General features: G+C 43.4%; 20 protein-coding genes and 1 pseudogene. 9 read left to right on the forward strand and 12 right to left on the reverse strand.

All coding sequences use genetic code 11. The annotated features are described in order from the left end of the window. Window positions 1-25: 25 nt before the first annotated feature. The 6 genes and pseudogenes from AUL54_RS09465 (at window position 26) to hpaB (ending at window position 7,320) form a co-directional block, all read left to right on the forward strand. Window positions 26-2,062: a T7SS effector LXG polymorphic toxin gene (locus AUL54_RS09465; RefSeq protein WP_060963697.1), complete on the forward strand. Its 2,037-nt coding sequence runs from the start codon at window positions 26-28 to the stop codon at window positions 2,060-2,062. Window positions 2,063-2,075: 13 nt separating this feature from the next. Beyond that, on the forward strand, window positions 2,076-2,459 hold the full coding sequence (locus AUL54_RS09470) for a hypothetical protein (RefSeq protein ID WP_060963698.1): 384 nt from the start codon (window positions 2,076-2,078) through the stop codon (window positions 2,457-2,459). 57 nt (window positions 2,460-2,516) lie between these two features. Then, window positions 2,517-2,792, forward strand: a pseudogene (locus AUL54_RS21715) (AraC family ligand binding domain-containing protein); the annotation flags it as partial. A 260-nt stretch (window positions 2,793-3,052) separates the two neighbouring features. Further along, on the forward strand, window positions 3,053-5,227 hold the full coding sequence (locus tag AUL54_RS09475) for a glycoside hydrolase domain-containing protein (protein WP_060963699.1): 2,175 nt from the start codon (window positions 3,053-3,055) through the stop codon (window positions 5,225-5,227). A gap of 72 nt (window positions 5,228-5,299) precedes the next feature. Continuing rightward, window positions 5,300-5,725 carry a hypothetical protein gene (locus AUL54_RS09480; RefSeq protein WP_045926326.1) on the forward strand — a complete coding sequence of 142 codons (426 nt, stop codon included), beginning with the start codon at window positions 5,300-5,302 and terminating at the stop codon, window positions 5,723-5,725. Window positions 5,726-5,874: 149 nt separating this feature from the next. Further along, complete coding sequence (hpaB, locus tag AUL54_RS09485; protein ID WP_060963700.1) at window positions 5,875-7,320, forward strand: 4-hydroxyphenylacetate 3-monooxygenase, oxygenase component; 1,446 nt, start codon at window positions 5,875-5,877, stop codon at window positions 7,318-7,320. A 54-nt stretch (window positions 7,321-7,374) separates the two neighbouring features. Here the strand turns inward: hpaB and AUL54_RS09490 are convergent, their stop codons facing one another. Next, entirely contained in the window at window positions 7,375-7,617 is a 243-nt protein-coding gene (locus AUL54_RS09490; protein WP_060963701.1) for a DUF2651 family protein, read from the reverse strand. 335 nt (window positions 7,618-7,952) lie between these two features. Here AUL54_RS09490 and glpT point away from each other — a divergent pair, with 335 nt between their 5' ends. Further along, window positions 7,953-9,287: a glycerol-3-phosphate transporter gene (glpT, locus tag AUL54_RS09495; protein ID WP_016936892.1), complete on the forward strand. Its 1,335-nt coding sequence runs from the start codon at window positions 7,953-7,955 to the stop codon at window positions 9,285-9,287. 96 nt (window positions 9,288-9,383) lie between these two features. Continuing rightward, the gene (locus AUL54_RS09500; protein WP_060963702.1) at window positions 9,384-10,271 is read left to right on the forward strand and encodes a glycerophosphodiester phosphodiesterase; all 888 of its coding nucleotides are present in this window, start codon (window positions 9,384-9,386) and stop codon (window positions 10,269-10,271) included. A 179-nt stretch (window positions 10,272-10,450) separates the two neighbouring features. On the opposite strand, the gene AUL54_RS09505 is transcribed toward AUL54_RS09500, so the two are convergent. The 4 genes from AUL54_RS09505 to AUL54_RS09520 all read right to left on the reverse strand — a co-directional run bounded on the left by AUL54_RS09505 (window position 10,451) and on the right by AUL54_RS09520 (window position 14,822). After that, window positions 10,451-10,699: a DUF2651 family protein gene (locus tag AUL54_RS09505; protein WP_060963703.1), complete on the reverse strand. Its 249-nt coding sequence runs from the start codon at window positions 10,697-10,699 to the stop codon at window positions 10,451-10,453. 71 nt (window positions 10,700-10,770) lie between these two features. Further along, complete coding sequence (locus tag AUL54_RS09510; RefSeq protein ID WP_060963704.1) at window positions 10,771-11,973, reverse strand: hypothetical protein; 1,203 nt, start codon at window positions 11,971-11,973, stop codon at window positions 10,771-10,773. 64 nt (window positions 11,974-12,037) lie between these two features. Next, a complete protein-coding gene (locus tag AUL54_RS09515) occupies window positions 12,038-12,778 on the reverse strand; it encodes a hypothetical protein (protein WP_060963705.1) in 741 nt (246 codons plus the stop codon). Between the two features lie 424 nt (window positions 12,779-13,202). Then, the gene (locus AUL54_RS09520; RefSeq protein WP_045926328.1) at window positions 13,203-14,822 is read right to left on the reverse strand and encodes a glutamate/serine transporter AimA; all 1,620 of its coding nucleotides are present in this window, start codon (window positions 14,820-14,822) and stop codon (window positions 13,203-13,205) included. A gap of 185 nt (window positions 14,823-15,007) precedes the next feature. Between AUL54_RS09520 and AUL54_RS09525 the strand changes: the two genes are divergently transcribed. Further along, on the forward strand, window positions 15,008-15,268 hold the full coding sequence (locus tag AUL54_RS09525; RefSeq protein ID WP_016936895.1) for a hypothetical protein: 261 nt from the start codon (window positions 15,008-15,010) through the stop codon (window positions 15,266-15,268). A 43-nt stretch (window positions 15,269-15,311) separates the two neighbouring features. On the opposite strand, the gene AUL54_RS09530 is transcribed toward AUL54_RS09525, so the two are convergent. The 7 genes from AUL54_RS09530 to AUL54_RS09560 all read right to left on the reverse strand — a co-directional run bounded on the left by AUL54_RS09530 (window position 15,312) and on the right by AUL54_RS09560 (window position 20,486). Further along, window positions 15,312-16,010: a YqeB family protein gene (locus tag AUL54_RS09530; RefSeq protein ID WP_060963706.1), complete on the reverse strand. Its 699-nt coding sequence runs from the start codon at window positions 16,008-16,010 to the stop codon at window positions 15,312-15,314. Between the two features lie 106 nt (window positions 16,011-16,116). Next, window positions 16,117-16,365: a sigma-G-dependent sporulation-specific acid-soluble spore protein CsgA gene (locus tag AUL54_RS09535; RefSeq protein WP_029575245.1), complete on the reverse strand. Its 249-nt coding sequence runs from the start codon at window positions 16,363-16,365 to the stop codon at window positions 16,117-16,119. Between the two features lie 75 nt (window positions 16,366-16,440). Beyond that, entirely contained in the window at window positions 16,441-16,917 is a 477-nt protein-coding gene (locus AUL54_RS09540; protein WP_060963707.1) for a DUF4879 domain-containing protein, read from the reverse strand. Window positions 16,918-17,022: 105 nt separating this feature from the next. Next, complete coding sequence (locus AUL54_RS09545) at window positions 17,023-17,202, reverse strand: hypothetical protein (protein WP_060963708.1); 180 nt, start codon at window positions 17,200-17,202, stop codon at window positions 17,023-17,025. A 13-nt stretch (window positions 17,203-17,215) separates the two neighbouring features. After that, window positions 17,216-18,358, reverse strand: a complete 1,143-nt coding sequence (locus tag AUL54_RS09550) for an ABC transporter permease (RefSeq protein WP_060963709.1) — start codon at window positions 18,356-18,358, stop codon at window positions 17,216-17,218. After that, the gene (locus AUL54_RS09555; RefSeq protein WP_060963710.1) at window positions 18,355-19,542 is read right to left on the reverse strand and encodes an ABC transporter permease; all 1,188 of its coding nucleotides are present in this window, start codon (window positions 19,540-19,542) and stop codon (window positions 18,355-18,357) included. The genes AUL54_RS09550 and AUL54_RS09555 overlap by 4 nt, the downstream gene beginning before the upstream one ends. Beyond that, window positions 19,539-20,486, reverse strand: a complete 948-nt coding sequence (locus AUL54_RS09560) for an ABC transporter ATP-binding protein (protein ID WP_060963711.1) — start codon at window positions 20,484-20,486, stop codon at window positions 19,539-19,541. Before AUL54_RS09560 ends, AUL54_RS09555 begins: the two co-directional genes overlap by 4 nt. Window positions 20,487-20,549 lie beyond the last annotated feature (63 nt).

Consider the following 20,549-nt stretch of genomic DNA (forward strand, 5'->3'; position numbering starts at 1 on the left):
AAAATCAGGCGAAAGGACACTGTAGATGAAATTACTCGAAACCAATACCCTCATTCAATCAGCAAACAGCCGTCTGAAAGCTTATCAAAAAACGAAGGATGACATGATTGCTTTAAAACAGCAGTTTCACGGCATTGCAAATACGGACGCCATGTCAGGGAAAGGCGCGGACGCCATTAAAGCCTTCTATACTGAACAGGCCGCCGGAACAGAGCTTTGGCTTGATCTCTGCGACATGAAAATTACTTTTTTCAAAAGCATCCCAAGAGAAATAGAACAGGCGGGCTTCGGCCGGCATGACTTGCTGGAAGAATCGTTCCTTGATAGTGAGCTTAAGCATGCCGGGCAAAGAGCTTACCATATCATTGATGGCCAGCACGATGAGATCAGCCGAATTTTAGGATCAATTGACGACATTTTGTCCTTATCACCGTTTGACAAATCTTCGGTTACCGGCAAACTTGATGCCGCCGATCACAAAAAACGGCAAACGGCAGAACACTTACATAAACTCGACGCAAAACTGGTTCACGAGTACGCTCAATCTGAAGCGCTTGAACACGAAGTTGAAGCCTTCTTCCGGACGCTGGCCGACTTAACAAGTAAAGCAGGCGGTCCGCAATCTTTTAACGCCAAAGCATTTCACGATACTGACGTATATAAAAGAAAAGACAGCATACAAAAACAAGCCCATCAATACATCAAAATGAAACAGCAGGAAGAAACCGCCTTTTTACAGAAAAAACTGGACAGCATTTCTGACCCGGATGAATATGTAAACATTGCAGAAAAACTCGGGGCTGACAACATGAGCGCCGAACAATTACAATATTACTCAAGCCTCGTCCAGCTAAAAGCCATGCGCCAAGCCGGACAAATGCTCGTCGACGGGGCAAAAGGCATTACGCTGGGGATATGGGATGCAGGAAAAGACGCCGTCATCGGCGCTTACGATTTCGCAATCTGGCTGCAAAGAGCACAAGGACACGCGGGAACAATAGAACAGGCCAAAGCCGGACAAGAACTCATCGGCGCCATTTACAATGCACCGGAAACATTCGATTATATGGTTCAATCCTTCAAAACTTCATGGAATGAAAACATCATTCACGGTGACACCTACAGCCGCACCCACTATATCGCTTACGCTGCTGTCTCCCTCTTAGGAGCAAAAGGCGCCGGAGAAGTCACCGGGGTGACAAGGGCCGGGAGATTTGTGACGAAGGAAGCGAAGACGTTTATTGCGGATCAGAAAAAAGCAGCAGCTGGAATTTACGCAAAAGGAAAAAGCTCGATTTCTCAACCCTGGAAGCCTGCGATTGATGTGAAGCAGGAAAATGTTGTGAGGATTGATCGCGGCGATACTGTCAAAAGAGTTATCCAAACGGACAAGGAAACTAAAATTAAAAAAGGGAACTTTAGTTTTGAGCAAACAAAAGAGTTAACTGGTTTTAGCGATAATATATCAAAACATTTAGAGAAGCATGGCCTTGATCTTGAGAACTTTCATGAATTACGGTTAAAACCAGTATCTGAATTATCAAGTACAGAAATAAAAGTAATGAAAGAGATACGCGATGCCGTGCCTCTGATTAACAAAGATACATTGTTACAAAAAACAATTCCGATACAAGATGTTGAAAACTATTTATCTGGGAAGTACACAGAAATCGGCGGTTATGTTGCTAAGGCAGAGGATGTAGCAAATATACGGATGTATGATGATGTAGTTGAGTCTTCACGTTTAGATTATGCTTTTCCTGACGGGACAAGACCTTATCCTGAAGGCGGAGATTCCTACGCTATGATACGCTTTAAAACTTCTAATCCTGAAGAAATTGAAATTCCATACGGCAAGCAATTCGGAGGAAGCAATAATGATGGTCCTCCTTGTACACAAAATGGATTTACTGGAGCCAGAAATGGAAAAATCATTCCCGAGTGGGTGTTTACTAGGAGAATGAAACCGAAAGCGGGATCTGAGCTATACAAAGTAATAAATGGGCAAGAACAATTAGTAGGTATATTTGACGGGAAAAAATTTATTAAATTATCCAATTAAAAAGGTGATTAAATTGATAAAAAACGGAAATTACTGCATTTTCAAAGGCGAAGAATACGAAATGACAGAAGATATGGATGGTAATCTATTAATCTTAACGGACAATCCTTTATCAATTAAAGAAGGTTTTATAGATAGATTTAATTCAAAAGTTTTTAGTAAAATAGTGACTCCTCATGAAATAACCAATTGTTATAGTATAAGGACCAAGGGAAAATTAGATGGAAAGGTTGTGAATATTTCCAAAGAAACGACCGATCAATATTATATAGGGACTTCAGATTCAATAATTGCTCAAGAATTAGGATTAGAGCAAACTGATAAATATTATTATGATAAATGGATTCCTAAGGATCAAGTAGAAGTTTTCGAGGAAAAAATTGATATTAAGTTTTAAAAAATATCCCTCATGTTACACGTATCACATCAACCACCATTCGACAGAAGGCGCCCGATGCAAAACGAAACACGCTCACTATGTTTAAAGCCTTAATATTAAGGTATATCGCTTTAAAGGTATTAGGCAAAACCGAATCATTTTCATAACCATTAAGTCATCGTTTTTTTGAAAAGAGTCAGCGCCTGCTGTTTTGCCAAGGTTAGAAGTTTATCATCAGCCTCGGTGATCTTTTGCTTATTAAGCCTAGGGACACGCATTGCTGTGAGCAAATTGACGGGGCGGACGCTGGATTATCAGTGCATTAATGTAATACCGGAAAAAATGAAAGAACGATGAAGGAAATGACGAGGCAAACAATATGCTGAACTTCACTCAGCATATGTTATAGCAGGTGGGCCTGACACCGAAACAATAACTGAAAACGTGTAAATAAAGTAAGCGATTCCGATTGATGCAGGATCGCTTACTGCCTTTTTTGAAAATGTCTCCTATGCCCGCCCTGACGTTCCGAAGTTTCAGAGGCGCAGACAAGCTGTCATACGTTTGCCATCTATAAATGAACGCACACTACACGTAATGGAGGGATTGCAATGGACGAAATGGTCCTGGAAACACAGCAATGGCTGAATGAGACGTACAAAGGCAGACACGGGTACAACAAAGTGCCGGAAAACGGAAAAACGGGCTGGGATACCATTTACGGTCTGACACGGGCGCTTCAAATCGAGCTTGGTATTTCTGAACCTGCCGATAACTTCGGACCGACAACACAAAGATTGTTTAAACCGTTGAAAAAGCAGGCTCCCGATTCTAAGCCGACAAACATGAATTACATTCTGCAAGGGGCGCTTTGGTGTAAAGGATTTAACCCGGGCGGATTTTCTGGCGTTTTCTATGAAAATACCGAAAGTGCTGTAAAAGAGTTTCAAAAAGCGGCCGGGCTCACTAACCAAGACGGCATCGTCACGGCACTCATTATGAAAGCCTTGCTGGATATGAGCGCTTTTCGGTTAGTAGCGGGAGGAGACAAAAGAATCCGCCAAATCCAGCAGAACCTGAACCGGGATTACAATGACTACATCGGCTTGATGCCTTGTGACGGCTTATATGCCCGCGATACAAACAAGGCTCTCATTTATGCCCTCCAAAAAGAAGAAGGCATGAGCACAAGCGTCGCCAATGGATTTTTCGGGAACGGAACGACCAGCTTATGTCCTACCTTGACTCCCGGCGATTCACGGACAGGCTTTGTTTTGATTGTTCAATACGCGCTTTACTGTAATGGGAAATCATTTGACCCCGGTGAATTCGACGGAAAATACGGCGTCAGCGTTGTATCGGCAGTGAAAGCTTTCCAAGAGTTTATGTGCCTGCCGCAAACAGGTTATGCGGACATGCCGACGATTAAAGCTTTATTATCAAGCTCAGGCGACACAACGCGGGCTGCTTCGGCTTGTGACACTGCTGCAATTATAACGGCAGATACGGCTGAAACTTTGCGTGAGAATGGCTATAAAATCGTGGGAAGATATTTGACCGGGAATGTGCGGACAAGCAGCGGACTGACATCGAAGGCCTTGACGTCAAAAGAGCTTTCCACTATTTTCGATGCCGGCTTAAGCGTTTTTCCGATTTATCAGGACGGCGGCTATGAATCTTCTTATTTTGTAAAAGATCAAGGAACGAGAGATGCTTACAGCGCTGCATCAGCCGCCCGAAGATTAGGTTTTCCGTCAGGCACGACCATCTACTTTGCCGTCGATTTCGATGCGTATGATTATGAAGTCACAGATAAAATCATCCCTTACTTTCAAGAAATCAAGTCAGCTTTTATGAAAATGCAGGCGTTTTCAACTGCGCCGAAATATGAAATCGGGGTATACGGACCGAGAAACATTTGTATCCGGACGGCAGAAGCAGGTCTGACCAAATATAGCTTTACAGCTAACATGTCGACCGGATTCAGCGGCAACCTCGGATACCCGATGCCGAAAAACTGGGCTTTTGATCAATTTTATGAAGGAACGATCGGAAGCGGAGCGGGAAAAGTCGCCATTGACAAAGACGGTTACTCCGGAAAAGACTCAGGTGTAAGCAGCGTCCATCCGCCTTCTGATCCTGTGTATGACGCAAGACTGCGTACACTGACGGACATTTTAACAACCATTCCCGCTTTAGAAAATGTACCGAATCTTGCGAATGCCATGTTTGAATTCGACAAGACTGAAACCATTTATGCATCACCTGAAATGGATATTCTATTATCAACTTCACTTTTGGCAACAGTGCCGAGTGAAGGTTCTCCCAACACAGTTACCATTACAAATGGCAAACCGGGAGCTTATATTACCGGTCTGATGGGAGATTCACAAGTCTCTTTTACAGCATCACAAATTGATTCCTATCAAAACCTGCTTAACAGTCTGAGCTTGTCAGTCCGCAACGGTTATTTAGAAGTATACGTCAATCCGGCTGCGGGATCGCTGAATATCCAATTTAAAATCTATACACCTGATATTCCGGTCGGTGACAGTGCTACAACTGGACTAACAACGACCATTACATTTAAAATAAAACAAAAGAGCTTCAGGCTGCCGGATTCCGAAGAGGTTTACTCTCCGGATTGGGATTCTGTCGTGAATACCATGGCCATTGCAGGCGCAGGAATTATTGTTATTGTAGGTATCGGTGCTTTAGTCGTTTTAGCGCCTGAATTAGGGGGAGCTGCAGCCTTGTTCAGCACGGTTTTATCACTATTTCTATAATTGAACAGGCAGCTCCTTGCTCCGGGAATGCTCAATGAGTATTCTTGGAGTTATTTTTTAAGGAGGATTCATATGAAGATTGACATGCAGACATACAAGGAAACCGTTCAAAAAATAGAAAGCGATTTGCTTCCGCGAAGTCAAAATGACAAAGAACTGCTTACATATTTAACGACACAAGATTCGCTCACACTCAATCAAATGAAGATGTGTTTCACTGAACCGCAGCTCACCTTCAACCATACAGTCAAGATTGTATGCACAGTCACTTTCATCACGTTATATATCTTTTTTTTCAGCACTCATTTTAATGATTTGATTGAAATGGCGCTGCAAATGGTTTTTGGTCTGGCCGGCCTTGTTTGGATTTTTGCCGTATTTCCGTTTTCAAGGAAAATCCAAGTGTCTGACCGTTTCAGACAAAAATCTGAAAACACCCGTATTACCGGAATGATAGACTTCGTCCTCGAACAAAGATACAAAGACATGATCAGTTAAAAAACCCCTCCGCTTAAGGGGTTTTTTATTATGCAATCCTTTCATCCCCTTGCCAAAAAAGGCTCTTCCCCACTGGAAATAACCGGAACACCCAATTTCATTCTCAATATAATGTGGTAGTGGATCTGTAAAGAAAGAAGGGCTACATGATGGGTATCATTAATGGCAAAATGTATATTGACCGATTGAACCAGCTTAAAAATGAGATTTGGCTTGACGGCGAAAAGATCGAGGGACTTATTTCTGAACATCCCGCATTTAAGGGCCTTCTGGAAACGAAGCGCTCTCTTTATGATTTGCAAACGAAACCGGGCATGAAAGACGAGATGACATACAGTCTCCCCGGTAAAAAAGAACGGGCCGGGCTTTCATACCTGCAGCCGAAAACGAAAGAAGACGTCAAAAGAAGAAGAAAGATGTTCGAGCATTGGGCCAGGCACACGCACGGAATGATGGGACGAAGCCCGGATTACATGAATACCGTGCTGATGAGCTTCGCCGCCTCTGCCGCGCTTTTGAAAGACCGGGAGCATTGTTTTCCGGAACATGTTCAGGCGCTGTACGAACGCGCTGTCACACAGGATCTTTCTTTTACGCACACGTTTATCACCCCTCAGGTGAATCGTTCACAAATGGACGTAAACGTATCACCAACACCGATCTCCGCAAAAGTGGTCGAAAAAAATGAAAAAGGCCTCGTCATTCACGGCGCCCGGATTTTGGCCACACAAGGCGGCCTGACGGATGAAGTGCTCGTGGTTTCCCTGCCTAAGATGTATTTTGAATCAGATGAAGCGTTCGCTTTTTCCATTCCTTCCAATACAAAGGGCGTAAAATTCATCTGCAGGGAATCTTTCGTACTGGGAAAATCATCATTTGATTATCCGCTCAGCTCAAGATATGAAGAAATGGATTCCATCGTTGTATTCGATAACGTTTTAGTCCCTTGGGAACGCGTATTTTTTTATGATAATTACGAGGCGGCTTATGACTTCAATATGAAAAGCTCTTTTAACGCTTTCGCATTTCATCAAGTCATCACGAGACAAATTGTAAAGACGGAGTTTCTCCTGGGTCTTGCCCAAACGCTTGTCGATGCGATAGATGTCAGCGAGTTTCAGCATATTCAGGCTAAGATGGCTGAAATCATCACCGGTCTGGAAACGATGAAAGCCCTTTTGGAAAAGTCGGAGAATGATGCCGAAACAGATGAATGGGGATATATGCGGCCGAGTGTCACTCCGCTTCGTGTGGTCAGCGCGATTTTCCCTGACATCTACCCGCGCTTCACAGAGATCATTCAGCTGATCGGGGCAAGCGGAATGGTGACTTTGCCGACTGAAAAAGCGTTTCATTCAGACATCAGAGGAGACCTTGACCAATATTTACAGGCAACTGAATTGAATGCCGAGGATCGGGTGAAAGTGTTCCGTCTGGCATGGGATTTGACCATGAGCCCTTTCGGAACAAGACAGACACAATATGAGCGGTACTTCTTCGGTGACCCCGTCCGCTTGGCCAGCCATCTGTACACAAGCTATCCGAAAGAAGAACAGACCGCTGTCATCAAGGACTTCCTGAACATTCATAAATAAAACAAAGCAGAGCCTCATCTCTGCTTATCATAGCTGGATCGGCTGCCGCCGATCCTATTTTTTATTTTGACTGATCACCACCATCGTAATATGCGATAGCGCGAAAGAGACAAGGGTGTACACAAAGGCCCATCCGATAAACGAGAAATTCAATACGGTAAAAGTGCATATAAGGCAAACGGCCAAAGCGGCAGCCGGCATAATAAACGCGTTTTTAAACAGATATGTTCCGGCCACTGACAAGATGATGATACAAAGCGGCAGAACACCGAACGCAAAATCCAATTCATCAATCAACAGAGGCACTCCTTTCCCTTTTCTTAAATCGGCCTACCACATCTTATGCCTGAGTACAAAAACAAGTACTTCAAATCCTTTCGCGCTCACGCTGATATTCCCTTCGGTTATTTATTCAAAAAAATGAAAACTTTTCTTAAAGCGTTTACATTTATGCCAGACTGTGATAATTTAAGAAAGCGCTATCATACACAAGTTAATGATTTTTGGATGGAGATGAGGAGAACCAGGAAACCCCGCCCTTTCACAAGGGTGATTTCTGGTTCTTTTTATCATTTTCAAGGGAAGGGGTCTTACATACATCATGATAGACGTTCAGCAAAGGGGAGGATATGATGTTTCAGTTGTTCAAGCCGGCTCCGCATATTGAGAGATTGGATGATTCAAAGACGGATGCGGCCTATAAACGGCTCAGGCTGCAAGTATTTTTGGGAATTTTCATCGGGTATGCCGGGTATTATTTGCTCCGCAAAAACTTTGCCTTCGCTATTCCTTACTTTCAGGAGCAAGGGTTTTCAAAAGGGGAACTTGGCTTGGTGCTAGCGGCCGTATCAATCGCTTACGGCTTCAGCAAATTTATTATGGGGATGGTGTCTGACCGCTGCAACCCGAGATATTTCCTTGCAACGGGTCTGTTTTTGTCAGGTGTCGTAAACATTTTATTTGTTTCCATGCCATGGGTCACGTCAAGCGTGACGATTATGTTTATTTTTATGTTTATTAACGGGTGGTTTCAAGGGATGGGCTGGCCGCCTTGCGGACGGACGATGGCTCATTGGTTTTCCATCAGTGAACGCGGCACGAAAATGTCGATATGGAATGTCGCCCATAACATCGGCGGAGGTATTCTCGCCCCCCTCGTGACTCTCGGCATCGCCATGTTTGTTACTTGGAAAAGCGTGTTTTTCTTTCCGGCTATTATCGCCATTGTCATTTCATTTGTCATCGTTCTTCTCGTTCGTGACACGCCGCAATCCTGCGGGCTGCCGCCGATTGAAGAATACCGGAATGACTATCCGAAACATGCGTTTAAAGACCAGGAAAAAGAAATGACGACCAAAGAAATTCTTTTTAAATACGTGCTGAATAATAAATTTCTGTGGTATATCGCATTTGCCAATGTGTTTGTTTATTTCGTGCGGTACGGAGTCGTTGACTGGGCGCCGACTTATTTGACGGAAGCGAAAGGATTCTCTCCTGAAGACTCCAGATGGTCTTATTTCCTTTACGAATACGCGGGAATTCCGGGCACGATTTTGTGCGGCTGGATCAGCGACCGGTTTTTCAAAAGCCGCCGCGCGCCAGCTGGCGTACTGTTCATGGCCGGCGTATTTATCGCTGTATTGGTCTACTGGCTTAACCCTGCCGGTCATCCGCTCATCGACAATATCGCGCTGATCAGCATCGGGTTCTTAATCTATGGACCTGTCATGCTGATCGGGCTTCAGGCCATTGACCTCGCGCCTAAAAAAGCGGCGGGAACGGCAGCCGGCTTAACCGGGTTTTTCGGCTACATCGGAGGCTCGGCTTTTGCCAACGCCATCATGGGTTATGTTGTAGACCGCTTTGACTGGAACGGAGGCTTTATTATGCTTGTCACCTCATGCGCGCTGTCCATCGTCTTCTTGGCTATGACGTGGAATACCGGCAAGCGGGCGGAGCATGTATAAGAAAACAACATAAAAGATTAATATTTTTGCAGTACAGAATTTACAACGATTTTCTACGCTAGAGACAGATATTGATTTTTTAAGGGGGAAGAAAACATGCGGAAACATAAGTTGCTTGCTTTGGTATTGCTTTCATTCGGTTTATTGTCATTCATCGTCACGCCTGTATCGGCGGTGGGAAAAGGAAACCTTTTGTCTCCTGACAGAATGTTAACCATTGCCCATCGCGGTGCTTCGGGGTATGTCCCGGAGCACACGATCCTTTCTTATGAAACTGCGCAAAAAATGAAGGCAGACTATATTGAATTGGATTTACAAATGACAAAAGACGGCAAGCTGATCGTCATGCATGATGAAAAACTGGACCGCACCACAAACGGACACGGCTGGGTGAAGGATCATACATCAGCCGAGATTCAAAAGCTCGACGCTGGCTCTTGGTTCAATAAAGCCTATCCGGAAAAAGCTAAACCGCAATACGCCGGACTTCACGTTCCCACACTTGATGACGTATTAAAACGATTCGGCAGACATGCAAATTATTATATTGAAACGAAGGCGCCTGAAACGTATCCGGGTATGGAAGAAAAACTGATCGCTTCACTGAAAAAATACAAATTGGCAGGTAAGCATGCGAAACTTGGACAAGTGATCATTCAGTCTTTCAGCAGGGACAGCCTTTTGAAAATCAAAAAGCTCGATCCGAAACTTCCCGCCGTCCAATTGCTTGAAGCGGATCAGATGACGTCAATGACTGACGCTGATTTAGCGGACATCAAAACCTATGCCGTCGGAATCGGACCGGATTACAAAGCGCTGAACGCTCAAAACGTCCGGAACATACGCAGCCACGGCCTTCTGCTCCACCCTTATACCGTGAACACCGAAGCGGACATGCGCCGCCTGCTGGATTGGGGCGTAACCGGTGTGTTCACCAACTATGCGGATATATTCCAAAAGGTCAAAAAAGAATACAAATCATAAAGCCAGCATGGGTTCGGAGATGATGCCGAATCCATGTTTTGCCCGATAAAGCAAACGCCATCATGGGTTATGTAGCGGGCGGAGCATATTATTAAAAGGCTGAAACTCATCTTAATTGTAAAAAGGTATCACTGTAATGATGAATTACTTGTGATACCTTTTTAAACAAAGGAATATAATTATTTATTTCTATTATCTATTTTCTTTCTTATACTATTAGTAATAGACGATAATACAAGTGATACTAAACCATAGACAACCACCCATCCCCAGAAGGATAGATTAAAAACAGTGAACATTAATATGACTGAAACAACTATACTGACAATCGGCATTATATACACTTTTTTGAAAATATAAGTGAATATAATCGATAAAACGATAATGGAAAGTGGTAAGATACCAAAAGCAAGATCTAGCTCATCCATTATTATTCTCCTTTTCTAATTTGATTGTTGGTAACTTAGTTTCCCCTAAGTGTACCAATTTACCTCATGACCTAGCCATTCCACACATCTTTGTTTTTCTTAATCATAAAGAAGTCATATTCAGAAACATGGGTATTGTTAATAATTTTTTCAAGTCCTCTGATAGGAGTAGATTTTAATTTTTCTCCACTTTTATAAGAGTAAGAATTAATCACATATTTCCCATCCTTATTTAGTTCTAACAAGAAAATTTTAGACTCATCAAAATAAGTGAATTTTGCTTGGTTTTCAAATTTTGTCGATCTATGTAATGGAAGTTTTTTCTTCGGCTTCATACTTTTCAGATCAAAAGTATAAAGTATTGAATTAGCTGCCAAATGATATAAAGTGTCATTTTTCACAAAAAAGTTATTAGTGGAAAGAGGAATTGCCAGTTGAGAAATTTCATCAGGGATATGATAACTGCCTAAAGAATATGCCCCTTTGAACTTATTATGCTTTAAATCTATTTCTGCTACTTTGAATTGTACCTTACTTGATTTATCCGTTTGGTTATATAGTATAAAAAAGGCTGAACTCTTTTTAACTATTATCTGTGAATAAACACTCCAATCTTCTTCATTTAATATAGGAATTGTTGTTCCTTTCCCTACTGTAACTTTATCTTTATCTATTTTAACATCCTGGAAAGTCGGTGTTTTGACTGAAGAATCTTCATTTATCACGTAAATATATTCACCGTCATTACCGGTACTTGTATAGAAACCCGGAATAATTTTTTCATGAAATCCATTGCTGTTACCCCATCTGATTAAGCTATTATAATGGTTTTTACCGACTTCTTGATTATTCAAAAAATAAAATATATTCCCTTTTATTAAATGACCCGATGACTGCCCATAACTTGTATGTACTTGATGTTGCATCGGGAATTTCTTAAAGCTATCGCCTATCATATAAACTTCTTTTTTGTCCTGTCTAACTATGTTTTTTTCATCTTGTGCAATAGTTCCAACTTCAATAGCATCTCCTTTCACAGCTGTTGCTGCTCCTTTTTCATCAATATATACAGTATAACTTCCATCTTTAGGGTAATCTATTGTAGCTGAATAATATACAGCTGCAATTTTATCATTCAAGAAATTCTTTTCCTTTTCTGTTTTAGTTTGTTTAACATTAGAAACTGTATTAGTATATTTAAAAGCTCCGATACATATAAATGTACCTATTAATAGTATGACAGCAATTATAATTAACCACTTAATTTTGTTCAAATATAATCTCACTCCTTAAAATAATATGACTCCCTAAATAAACTTAGGGAGTGAAAATAATTCATCAAAATGTTTTAATAGTTTTTGTATAATTGGAATCTCTGATGTCTCTTGGATAGACACCCAGACCTTTATCTTTATCCATATCTATACCAGCCTTTAGCTTAAAAGCTGACCATAATAGTTTTGAACAGTTTTTATCACCATAATGACTCGATTTTCTATTTGTTGCAAAATTATATGAATAACCATCCTTCCCAACCCTGCTGTAACCCCAATTTACTGAATTATTTTTTTTAGAACTAGAAACTTTCACATTTTGAATTACAGCATTTTTTTCGACCTTACGTTTCGAGGAAGCTATTGCACGAACACCTTTTTTAGGGACCGATTCGACAATTTGATTTCCCTTATAGTACATACCGACATGTCCATGAGGAAGCCCAAAAGTAGATGCAGGTGTATAGTAAACATTACCTTTAGAGCTTGATCCTATAATTTTCGGCCCGCTATTCTTGCCCATTGTGCTCATTCTATTACTTTTATCTTCTTCTTTATCTAGCTTTTCTTGCTTCTTTAATTCAGTTTTAATTTCCTCTAAGATCTCATTAGATGTTTTATTATCTTGTTTAACTAGATCATTAACAGATTCAATTAATTCTTTTTTCGACAGATTCGGATTCATTTTCAATATGTAGTTTACTGTTTCTGAATTATACGAGTCTACAGCCTTAACACTCGTAAAACCTCCAAACACTAAGGGAGTAACGATGCATAATGTTGCAAAAAATTTTCGCATTTCCATACTTATTACCTCCAACTATTTGTTTATTCTCCTATATTTTAATTTATTATACAATTATTGTAAACACAACTTACGTACTGTATTTTCTCTGCGGTTAATAATTTGCTTTGTCTTAAAAACTTTGACTTGGAGTAAAGGAAAACGGATAAAGTTACGGAGAAGAAAGAAATATAAAAGATTAATAGTTGATAGTTGCCCAACATATCTTTACATTCATTGTTTAGTATGGAAGACAGTTATTGATAAGACGGAGAAATTATGAGGAAAAAAGAATACTGGCCTTGCTTGTTCTGTCGTTAGGCTTGCTCATTCATCGTCACGTCTGTATCGAGCCAGCATGGGTTCGGAGATGACGCCGAGTCCATGTTTTTTTACGCGATCAAAAAACCCTTGCGGGAAATGTCCGCAAGGGTTGTATCAATCATTATTCTTTTCCGGCAGCAGCTTCGGCCTGTCCGCCTTTTAGTTGATCGTTGATTGCTTTGGCGTCTTTCAAATACTCAGTCTTGAATCCGCTCTTCAGCGCCCACGCATAGAAGACAAGGGCAACGATTGCGATCAGCCCCATATCCCAGCCGTACGGAATGATGTTCAGACCGCCGAATTTTTCACTTCCGAGCCATGAAATGGTCATCATGCTGAGCAGATAGACAACCATCCAGACGCCGCCTTTAAAGTTTCTGCGGAATCCTTTCCACTTCGCTTTCGCTTGGTAGTAAAAGTAAATCGGCAGGCCGATCAAAATGATAAACAGCACCTGCCCCGTTAGCGGCCAGCGCGCCCAATACAGCACGAGAGACGCGAACACGAAGCCGAGCGGAGCAACCACGCTGAGGCCTTTCAGACGGAGAGGCCTGTACAAATCCGCCGCCGTCCGCCGCAGCGTCATCACCGTCACAGGACCCGTGATATAAGAAATCAGTGTCGCAACGGAAATGATTTCAGCAAGCACGCCCCATCCTCTGAATAAAAACAGAAAGATAAACGATACGATCAGGTTAAAAATCATCGCTTGGCGCGGCACGCCGTACAGCGGATGAAGCTTTCCGAAAATGCTCGGCATATATTTATTTTTTTCCATGCCGTAAATCATGCGGGACGTCGTAGCGGTATAAGTGATACCGGTTCCTGACGGAGATACGAACGCATCCGCATAAAGAATAATGACAAGCCAGTTGATATTCAAGGCGATCGCCAAATCGGCAAATGGAGAGTTAAAGTTCAGGTGACTCCAGCCGTGAACGATCATAGAAGGTTCAACCGCACCGATAAACGCGATTTGCAGCAGGACGTAAATGACGGTTGCGACCAACAGCGAACCGACAACCGCAATCGGAATCGATTTACCGGGATTTTTTGCTTCTCCGGCCATGTTAATCGGGCTTTGAAACCCGTTAAACGCAAAGACGATACCTGATGTCGCCACTGCCGTCAGCACGCTCGCCCAGCCATTCGGCGCAATGCTTGACCCGGATGTGAAATTTCCGCCGTGAAAACCGGTAAACAGCAGCGCTCCGATTGTCAGCCCCGGAATAATGATTTTAAAGATAGTAATCAATGAATTCGCTTTTGAAAATAAGTTAACTGTCCAATAATTCAGTAAAAAGTAAATAATCAGCAATACGGACGCAAAGCCGAGACCCTCTCCCGTAAGTGTGCCGTTGTGAACGAGATTGCCTGTCCATTTCGCCCACTCCCACGGCCATGAGCTCATATATTGAACGGACGCGACCGCTTCCACAGGAATAACGGAAACAATCGCAATCCAGTTTGCCCATCCTGCGATAAATCCAATAAATGATCCGTGAGAATATTGAGTATATTTTACCATTCCCCCGGCTTCCGGGAACATTGAACCTAATTCACTGTAAGAAAGTGCGATAAACAGAATAACGATCATACCGATAATCCAGGAAATAATTGCGGCAGGTCCCGCAATCTGAGCCGCCCGCCATGCCCCGAATAACCAGCCAGAGCCAATCATTGACCCAAGTCCGACCATCATGAGTGCAAACGTTCCCATTCTGCGATGTAATTGATTCATAAAGTTAACACCTTTCAATTAAAATATGACTCCAGCGCTATCATATATTTATAATATTATTCTGAAAATAGTTTTGTCAATCTTTATCGCATTAAAGCAGGAATCCAAAAATTACCCTTTGATGTTTAAACAGCCGTCAAGCGGGAATAACTACTGCAAGCCAGAAATAGAAAGGAGTTTTTATCATGAAACAAAAACTGCTCATTTCAGGACTTGCCGTGTCGACTGTCGGAGTGACTTCCTACCTGCTCAAAGATAAATCAAACCGCCAAAAGGTGAAGGACTTTATCCGCAATATGAAAACATCGCTTTCAGGGAAGCACGATATTGAATCATTTCCCGTCCACAAAGCAGGCAACCCGCATCCCGAAGATATTGAAGATAACAAAATGGTATCCGAAGGCTCCATGTATCCGGTTCAATACTACGATGACAAGAAGAAATAATCTGTTCCCATGCTGCCCGGCCGTATAAACGGCGGCAGCTTTTTTATGCAGACGGCTTTTTATAGATCCGCCAATATTGGCGCGGCCCTTGATCCCGCACGGTAATGCCCAGTTTGGATATTTCCGCTTTCAGTTCTTTCGCATCTTCGGTTTCATCCTGCTTCAGCGCCTTTTCCCTCGCTTTTAAGAGAGCGTTTGCCCCAGGCTCCAAATCCGGCATGTCCGGCACCCACCGTTTGTATTCTTCTTTAAAAGGATCTTCCGTCCCCAGCCAGACATACCCATGCCTGCGAAACGCATCAGCCGCTTTTTCAGCCGCCGGCTCAAGCTTTTCCCGAAAAAGCTCCTGCCCTTCAGTGCCTAATAAGACAAGATACTTCCCATCCGTAAACACACCGGAAATGCTGTCTTTCGAAAACACGCTTTCTTCATTATATATGGTTAAGGACACCTCACTGTCCGTTACGACTGCCACAAGACTTTCTTTAAAAGCTGCCCGCGTCAGCCACACTCCCCCAATTAAGCCGATAACGGCGGTTGTTGCCGCAGCCTTCCATCCGTGAAAAGATGCGATGATTTCTAGCACCCCGTGAAAAGGCAGCCAATCCAATGTAACGGCCCATTTCGCAATGACCGGCAGAAACCAGCCGATGACCAGACCCAATAATGGCGGCACAAGGAAAACCAAAGCTTTCTCAGCCGATGACAACTCAAGAACCGTCTGTTTTTTTGTTTCGTTCATTTTTCTCCTCCATTTGTATTTGTTACAGCAATCCATTATACAAAGGTTTGGATGATACCGTAAACTGTTTCCGGCACAAAAAAAGCCTCCGTCAGCGGGAGGCTTTTTAAAACAGCAGTTCATACACTTCATTCAATTCCATTGTCCGCTTTTCATCCTGCTCGTTCTCAGCATATTTGATCTCCTTCTCAAGCACCTGATTCAGCGCATCCATTTCCAGATCATTAAGATCCTTCACGAACTCGCCCTCATTTGCATAATGCTTCACCTGCAGCTTTTTATAAATCCCGCGGCAAACATCATGCTCCAAGTGGTTCGAAAGCGACTCGCGCAAATACCCGAGTGTCGTGTCCATCATGTAAGCCCTCCCTTTTCTTTAGGAATAGCTTCCCGGAAAGAGAGAAAAACTATACATGAAAGCGCGGCTGTTTTAACTCTGTACCTGAATGGAGAAAAATCCGCTGCTTAACGGTGTGTACGGCCCATTCAGCCCCGTTGCGGAGAAAGAGAACGTTCCTGAACTGACATAAGAAAGAGGAACGCTGTAATATTTAATGTAGCCTGTAATGATATTGCCGTTTTTCGTATATTCATCTTCCAGCGCTTTTGCCGTGAGATTTGTAATATTCGTTCCGTTGTTAAACGCCTGAATCGTGTTATTGTTCGGATACCCTTGGAAATATACAGCTAAATACCCGGTTGTGCCCTTCATCGGTTTTGATGCGCTGATTTGGTTCGGTCCGATATTTTCCCATTGATAATTCTGTCCGTCAGACGTCACACCGATAATACGGATTTGTGTTAAAGCAGGAGCGGGCGCCGCAGACGCTGACGGCATCCACAACCCGCTCACAAGCAACAAAACAGCGGCGGCCGCGGCGAATAATATCACGATTCTCTTTTTCATGTTTCTTCCTCCTCTTGTCATATTTTCATAGAACTCTATTCTATTTTACATGATTCCAAAGGAAAAAGATTACATTCCAAAAAAGAGTCTGGAAAACTTTGTGAACTAGATATGAAACGCTCTGGAAACACCATTGATGATCAGAAAGATGCCGCAGATTCTTAACACGACTCTCGAACTTCTGTCATCTTTACCGAAAAAGGTTTTTCCGAGCCAGCCGATCCATACGTTCATTGCGGCTCCAGCGAGTAATTCTATCATTCCGATGATTTCTGCCATATACAAAGCAGCCATCCTCCTAACTGTGTTTTTTCATATTGCGGTTTATCAAATAGAGTGATAAGGCCAGTGCCGCTGCGCCGGCGGCAAGAAACAGGCTCAAGGGGGCAATCTGTGCGCTGTCTCCGCCATTGTTTTGAAATGCGCCGATCACCCATTTTTCAGGGGTAAGCAACGACAGCGTCCGCATATACTCCGGAGCCGCATCTAAAGTGAAGAAAGCCCCTCCCAATAAACCCGTGACAGCGATAAAAACAGAAGCAAGCGATGTGAATTGCTTTTGGCTCTTCATAAACGGGATCACCGCCATCGTTACAGCAGTCAGCGCAAATACACAGGCCGCAAGCATTGCTCCCGCAGCAAGAACGTGATCGGCAAAACGGATATGCAGCATGAATGTTCCGGCACCGAGAATCACTATAATATGGAGAAGTCCGACAAGATACGCCGCCGCAAATTTAGAGATTGCATATGCCGTATAGGACACGGGCGTGCTCAGCAATCTGGCATATGTATGATTTTCTTTTTCGTCTATAAATGATCGCAAGCTTTGAACCGCAACGAACCAGATAAACATCACTAGAAATCCGATAAGCCTGTCAGCCGCTTGTCCGCCTGCATAAATGTGCTGGCGGTCAACGGTTACGGCAGAATGGCTTTGGATATCCTTCAACAGGTCAGCCGCCGCCTGCTTAGCGTCAGTGTGCAGCGTGCGGGACATCACTGCCGCATCGCGGACGATCTTTTTCAGCGTGCCCGCCTGCTGCGCAATCAGCTGCTCTGTCAAAACAGCATCACCCTTTTCTTCATTCTCAATAAATGAAACGTTCAATTCATCTCCGGAAAATAATGTCTCTTCGAAATGAGATCCGATCAGCAATCCGAAGGAAATATCCTGATGATTGACCTTTGTTTTTAAAACGTCCTCCGTGACCTTCGTGACTTTTACATGGCCGGCTGTCTGAATCATGTTCATCAATTGTGCTGAAAAGACGCTCTGATCCTTATCAGCCACATAGACTTCCTTCTGCTGACTGTCATCGGCAGAAAAGGAAAAGAGATAAGTCAGAAGGAGCGGGACGGAAATGGTCGCAAAGATCGCAACCCGATTCTGCAACATCAGTTTCAGCTGATGTCTGATCATGAATAACAGCTGCGTCATGAAACAGCCTCCTTCCGCTTAAACACCCATATGGTCAGACATAAAAACACGGCGCCGATGGCGGAGAGCTCTGCCAAATCCGCCGAAATACCGCTCAAGCCGGCATGCTGCGTGACACTTACGTAGCTGTTGATCGCTTTGCCGTTCGGTATCAGCTCCTGCACGATTTTCAAACCGGCAGGCAGGCTGTCTTTTGCGATAAAACTTCCGCCTAAAAAACTGAAGCCATACAGAATTGGAGCCGCCATGCTTGAGACGGTCTCGTGGTTTTTTGCAGTAAACCCCCAAAGAAGCACGATACTGCCGATCGCAAATGAATAAACGATCGTCACCAGCAATATTTCAAACAAATTGCCCCATTTCACATGGTACAAGATGCTGCTTGCGATGATGACGGCAGCCATTTGTATAAGGATGGCAAACATGATCCCCAAAAGCTTTCCAGCCACGTACTGGATATGTAATACAGGCATTGATTTGATTCTGAAGAATGTGTGCTGCTGCCTTTCTTCCACTATGCCGTGAATGAGCGCAAAAGCGGTCATGATAGAGAACATGACGACCATCGCGATTGAATAATACTGCATCGCATCAATCGGAGCCGCATGATGGCCGGCCGACTGTTTCGGAATGGCCACAGCCTGTCCGCGCTCAGCGGAAATTCCGCTCATTATGCTGCCGACTTCCTCCTTTGACAGATGTCCCGACTGTTTCAGCACCGTTTTTTCTTCGCTGCTTTCCATCTTTACTCTGGTGACAAACGAATCGGCCATCATCTCAACAATGTCTCCGTTTACAGAGCCTTGTTGGTCTGAAATCACTTTGATACTTGTTTTTTCATTGTGTTCCGCCGCTTTTGCAAAGCCTTTCGGCACGTATACAAAAACCGAGACTTTGCCGCTTTCGACAAGCTGTTTCCCCGCTTGATAACCGCTTATGTCTTTTACACGGATGAGATCATTTTGTTTCAGAACATCATTCTTTAATATCTCTCCCAAAGCACTCTCCGCGTGATCCGCATTATAAAACGCGATTTTAAATGACTTCGCTTTCGAATCGCCGTGAAAAACCGTTCCTAAAATAAAAATCATCAGCGCCGGAAATAGAATCAGTTTTATATAGAAAGACTTTTCTCCGGCCATTAACCGAAAATCTAATAAAATCAGCCTGAGCAGTGTTTTCATGACGCCCCCTGTGAATCCCGCAGCGTTTTGCCGGTAAGCCGGAGGAAAATGCTTTCCAGATTGGCTTCCTCGAAATGAATGCCCTTAATGGTGATACCGGTTCTTCTGATATCATCCGCAATATCAAGGATATTCCGCTCTGCCGCGGAAACGAGCATCGAAATGGTCTGATGGCTGACGGCGGCTTCGGAAACACCGGGAATGCGGCGGATTTTTTGTACGGCATCATCATTCAGACCCTCTGCATTCACAATCAGGGTGTCAGAGGCTCCCGCTGACTGTTTCAATTCGTCTTTCGTTCCGCAGGCAATGATTGAGCCGCGGTCCATGATCGCCGCTCTTTCACATAGATATTCGACCTCTTCCATGTAATGGCTCGTGTAGATGACGGTCATTCCTTTTTCTTGATTTAACGTCTTAACGGTTTCAAGAATATGGCGTCTGGATTGCGGATCAATTCCGACGGTCGGTTCATCTAAAATGAATAGTTTCGGTTCGTTCATCAGAGCAGCACCGATATTCACCCGTCTCTTCATACCGCCTGAAAATTCAGACACCCTTTGGTTTCGCTGTTCCTTTAATTCGATGATGTCCAGCACTTCATCGACCCGCTTATCGAGCTCCTTACCGGAAAGTCCGTACAGGCTCCCGAAAAAAGCCAAATTATCCTTTGCGCTTAGCGCTTGATACAAGGCTATTTCCTGCGGGACGATACCCATCACTTTTTTTATGGCCGCAGGCTGTTTTTGTAATGACATTCCATTAATGCAAATGGTTCCGTCCGTCGGTGAGAGCACGGTGCTGATCATTGACACCGTTGTTGATTTACCGGCGCCGTTTGGTCCCAGCAGGCCGAATATCTCTCCTTTTTCGACGCGCAGCGATATATGATTGACAGCGGTAAAATCGCCGTACTTCTTTGTCAAATCGGTTAATTCAAGCATTCGTGCAGCACTCCTTGTGTCATGTCTGCACTTATTCTACTCTTGGCGATCCTTGTTTTCTAT

Origin of the sequence: Bacillus sp. SDLI1 (assembly GCF_001553895.1) — a bacterium.
In the GTDB taxonomy this organism is placed as follows: Bacteria; Bacillota; Bacilli; order Bacillales; family Bacillaceae; genus Bacillus; species Bacillus siamensis.

What these genes read in the sequence shown, in the direction of transcription:
- AUL54_RS09500 (WP_060963702.1), top strand. Translation starts at nt 9,384, where the DNA reads ATGCGGAAACATAAGTTGCTTGCTTTGGTATTGCTTTCATTCGGTTTA.
- AUL54_RS09525 (WP_016936895.1), top strand. Translation starts at nt 15,008, where the DNA reads ATGAAACAAAAACTGCTCATTTCAGGACTTGCCGTGTCGACTGTCGGA.
- AUL54_RS09520 (WP_045926328.1), bottom strand. Translation starts at nt 14,822, where the DNA reads ATGAATCAATTACATCGCAGAATGGGAACGTTTGCACTCATGATGGTC.
- AUL54_RS09515 (WP_060963705.1), bottom strand. Translation starts at nt 12,778, where the DNA reads ATGGAAATGCGAAAATTTTTTGCAACATTATGCATCGTTACTCCCTTA.
- AUL54_RS09560 (WP_060963711.1), bottom strand. Translation starts at nt 20,486, where the DNA reads ATGCTTGAATTAACCGATTTGACAAAGAAGTACGGCGATTTTACCGCT.
- AUL54_RS09480 (WP_045926326.1), top strand. Translation starts at nt 5,300, where the DNA reads ATGAAGATTGACATGCAGACATACAAGGAAACCGTTCAAAAAATAGAA.
- glpT (WP_016936892.1), top strand. Translation starts at nt 7,953, where the DNA reads ATGTTTCAGTTGTTCAAGCCGGCTCCGCATATTGAGAGATTGGATGAT.
- AUL54_RS09505 (WP_060963703.1), bottom strand. Translation starts at nt 10,699, where the DNA reads ATGGATGAGCTAGATCTTGCTTTTGGTATCTTACCACTTTCCATTATC.
- AUL54_RS09540 (WP_060963707.1), bottom strand. Translation starts at nt 16,917, where the DNA reads ATGAAAAAGAGAATCGTGATATTATTCGCCGCGGCCGCCGCTGTTTTG.
- AUL54_RS09555 (WP_060963710.1), bottom strand. Translation starts at nt 19,542, where the DNA reads ATGAAAACACTGCTCAGGCTGATTTTATTAGATTTTCGGTTAATGGCC.
- AUL54_RS09530 (WP_060963706.1), bottom strand. Translation starts at nt 16,010, where the DNA reads ATGAACGAAACAAAAAAACAGACGGTTCTTGAGTTGTCATCGGCTGAG.
- AUL54_RS09465 (WP_060963697.1), top strand. Translation starts at nt 26, where the DNA reads ATGAAATTACTCGAAACCAATACCCTCATTCAATCAGCAAACAGCCGT.
- AUL54_RS09535 (WP_029575245.1), bottom strand. Translation starts at nt 16,365, where the DNA reads ATGGACACGACACTCGGGTATTTGCGCGAGTCGCTTTCGAACCACTTG.
- hpaB (WP_060963700.1), top strand. Translation starts at nt 5,875, where the DNA reads ATGGGTATCATTAATGGCAAAATGTATATTGACCGATTGAACCAGCTT.
- AUL54_RS09475 (WP_060963699.1), top strand. Translation starts at nt 3,053, where the DNA reads ATGGACGAAATGGTCCTGGAAACACAGCAATGGCTGAATGAGACGTAC.
- AUL54_RS09550 (WP_060963709.1), bottom strand. Translation starts at nt 18,358, where the DNA reads ATGACGCAGCTGTTATTCATGATCAGACATCAGCTGAAACTGATGTTG.